This window comes from Eubacterium pyruvativorans, from assembly GCF_900102225.1.
Lineage (GTDB): Bacteria > Bacillota > Clostridia > Peptostreptococcales > Anaerovoracaceae > Aminicella > Aminicella pyruvativorans.
Genome location: NZ_FNBF01000053.1, coordinates 1 through 2,644, shown reverse-complemented (window position 1 = coordinate 2,644; position 2,644 = coordinate 1). Strand labels below are relative to the sequence as shown.

Here is a 2,644-nt window from a genome sequence, read left to right as displayed (position 1 = left end):
AGATATCTTCCTATTTTTTCTACCCATTTTAAAACTCCCTTCATGATTAACAGCGATTTTGTTTTTCACTGTCTCTCATAAAGGGAGCATATCAAATCCCGCCGGGGGTCAATATTTTTTCTGTTTCTTTCTCTTCCTACACTACTCGCTGGTGAGCGGCTTCATGGTCGGGAACAGGATCACGTCCCGGATCGACGGCTCATCGGTCAGCAGCATCACGAGACGGTCGACGCCGATGCCCAGGCCTCCTGTCGGCGGCATGCCGACTTCCAGGGCGTTGACGAAATCCCGGTCCATCGGATGGGCCTCGTCATCCAGTCCCAGATCCAGCTCTCTCTGCTGCTCTGCGAACCGCTCATACTGGTCGATCGGGTCATTCAGCTCGGAGAAGGCGTTGCCCACTTCCCAGCCGTTGATGTACACCTCGAACCGGCGTGTGATGCGCGGATCTTCCGGATCCCGCTTCGCCAGCGGGGAAACTTCCACCGGATGGCCGGTGACGAATACCGGGATACGGCCGTCCAGAAGGCCCGGAGCATCTTCGCAGTAGTCCTCGAACATCTCGGCGATGATCTTGCCGCGGGTCCAGTCCTTCACCGCTTCCGGATCCATGCCGTAGTCGATGGCCGCCCGGCGGGCATCCTCATCGGAATCGATCTTGTGGAAATCAATGCCGGTGATCTGCTTCACGCCGTCGGTCATATCCAGACGGTTCCAAGGCGGTGTCACGTCGAATTCTTTTCCCTGATAGCTGATGATCGGCGTGCCGTTCACCGCCATCTGACACTTATATACGATCTGCTCCACCACGTCCATGACGCTTTCCAGGTTGCCGTAGGCCATGTAGCATTCCATGGAAGTGAATTCCGGGTTATGACGCTGGTCCATGCCCTCGTTCCGGAAAACCTTTCCCATTTCATAGACCCGGTCCAGGCCGCCGACAATGCAGCGCTTCAGGTACAGTTCCGTGGCGATGCGCAGGTACATGTCGATGTCCAGCGTGTTGTGGTGGGTGATGAACGGACGGGCATTTCCGCCGCCGGCGATGGTCGCCAGTGTCGGTGTGGTGACTTCCAGGAAGCCGTAGTCCTCTTCCAGAACCCGGCGGATTTCATGCTCGATCTTCGCCCGCTTGATGAAGGTGTCTCTGACCTTCTCGTTCATGATCAGGTCCACATAACGCTCCCGGTATCTCAGATCCGGGTCCTTCAGTCCGCTCCACTTGTCCGGGAGCACCTGGATGGACTTGGTCAGCAGAACCAGTTCATGCACGTGGACAGAAATTTCTTCTGTACGTGTCTTGAAGACAATGCCCCGGATGCCGACGATATCACCGATGTCATAGGTCTTGAACCACTTGTATTCTTCCGTGCCGATCTCGTCCCTCTTCACGTAGCACTGAATTCTTCCCTGCTTATCCTGAATATCGAAGAAGGAAGCCTTACCCATGACCCGCTTGGTCATGATACGGCCGGCGATGGAAACCTCCTCACCCTCCATGGCGACATAGTTGTCCTTGATGTCCCGGCTGTGGGCCGTCACATCCCATGTTTCCTGAAGGAACGGGTTCCTGCCCGCTTCCTGCAGCGCCTTCAGCTTCTCCCGTCTGATCTGTCTCTGTTCCGAAACATCTTCGGCGTAGGCCTGTCCTTCCGGTGCGGCGTTACCCTTCGTATTCTGGTTGTCTGTACTCATTCTGCTGAACTCCTCCCGTTCTCAATTCGTTATTTCGATATCTGCATGATCTGATAATGAAGCAGGCCGTCCGGTACCGGAATCTCCAGTTCATCTCCGACCTTGTGTCCGATCAGGCTTCTGCCCACCATAGAGTCGTTGGAAATCTTCGGCGGCTCTGCGAACGGATCAGTCTCCGTGGAACCCACCAGTTCGAACCAGCTGGTTTCGTTCCGGTCATGATCCAGTACTTCCACCTTCAGGCCCACCGTCGCCACATCACCGGACATTTCAGTCTCCCGGATGATCTTCGCATTGCGGATCATCGCCTCGACCTTCTCGATCCGGGCTTCCAGTTCCGCCTGCTCATTCTTCGCGGCATCATATTCGGCGTTCTCGGAAAGGTCTCCGTAGGAAATCGCTTCCTTCAGTCTGGCGGCAACTTCCTTCCGTCTGACGGAAACCAGCTCGTCTCTCTCTTCTACCAGTTTGTCATACCCTTCCTGGGTCAGCAAAACTTCATCAGCCATAATTCTCCCTATCTCCTTCCGGCAGCGCTTCGGGCTGCCTCCCATGTTCCGTTCCCCGTACAGAACGTGACAAAATATTATATACTTTCCCGTTCGGCTTTGTCAATTCGCGGATACAGCACGGCGCGGGGAAACTGTAGCTTTACAATAGATGTGAGACCTCTGGAATAGAAAAAAGCGATTGAGTCCGTTAGAATGGTTTTACCACAAATCATAGCTAACGAAAGGACACTCAATCGCCATGAAAAGTATAACACATTCACAGCGCTATTTGCCCCACACTATTGAAACCAGATTTTATGCAGTAAAGCTTTACCGCAGCGGAAATTCCGTGCAGTTCGTCTGCCGGAGATACCATATATCCAAAGCATCGCTGATGCGATGGAATAAGCGGTTTGACGGAACCAAAGACTCTCTAAGAGATAAATCTCATAGACCTG

The 2,644-nt window shown here is 53.7% G+C and carries 3 protein-coding genes; 1 reads left to right on the top strand and 2 read right to left on the bottom strand.

Features of this window, described 5'->3' with window-relative positions:
* Positions 1-141 precede the first annotated feature (141 nt).
* On the bottom strand, positions 142-1,695 hold the full coding sequence (gene lysS, locus BLQ24_RS09900; protein ID WP_090164756.1) for a lysine--tRNA ligase: 1,554 nt from the start codon (positions 1,693-1,695) through the stop codon (positions 142-144).
* A 29-nt stretch (positions 1,696-1,724) separates the two neighbouring features.
* The gene (gene greA, locus BLQ24_RS09895; RefSeq protein ID WP_090164755.1) at positions 1,725-2,204 is read right to left on the bottom strand and encodes a transcription elongation factor GreA; all 480 of its coding nucleotides are present in this window, start codon (positions 2,202-2,204) and stop codon (positions 1,725-1,727) included.
* 241 nt (positions 2,205-2,445) lie between these two features.
* Here greA and BLQ24_RS09890 point away from each other — a divergent pair.
* Positions 2,446-2,644: transposase (locus BLQ24_RS09890; protein WP_143004296.1), on the top strand; the 199-nt coding region annotated here is incomplete at its 3' end.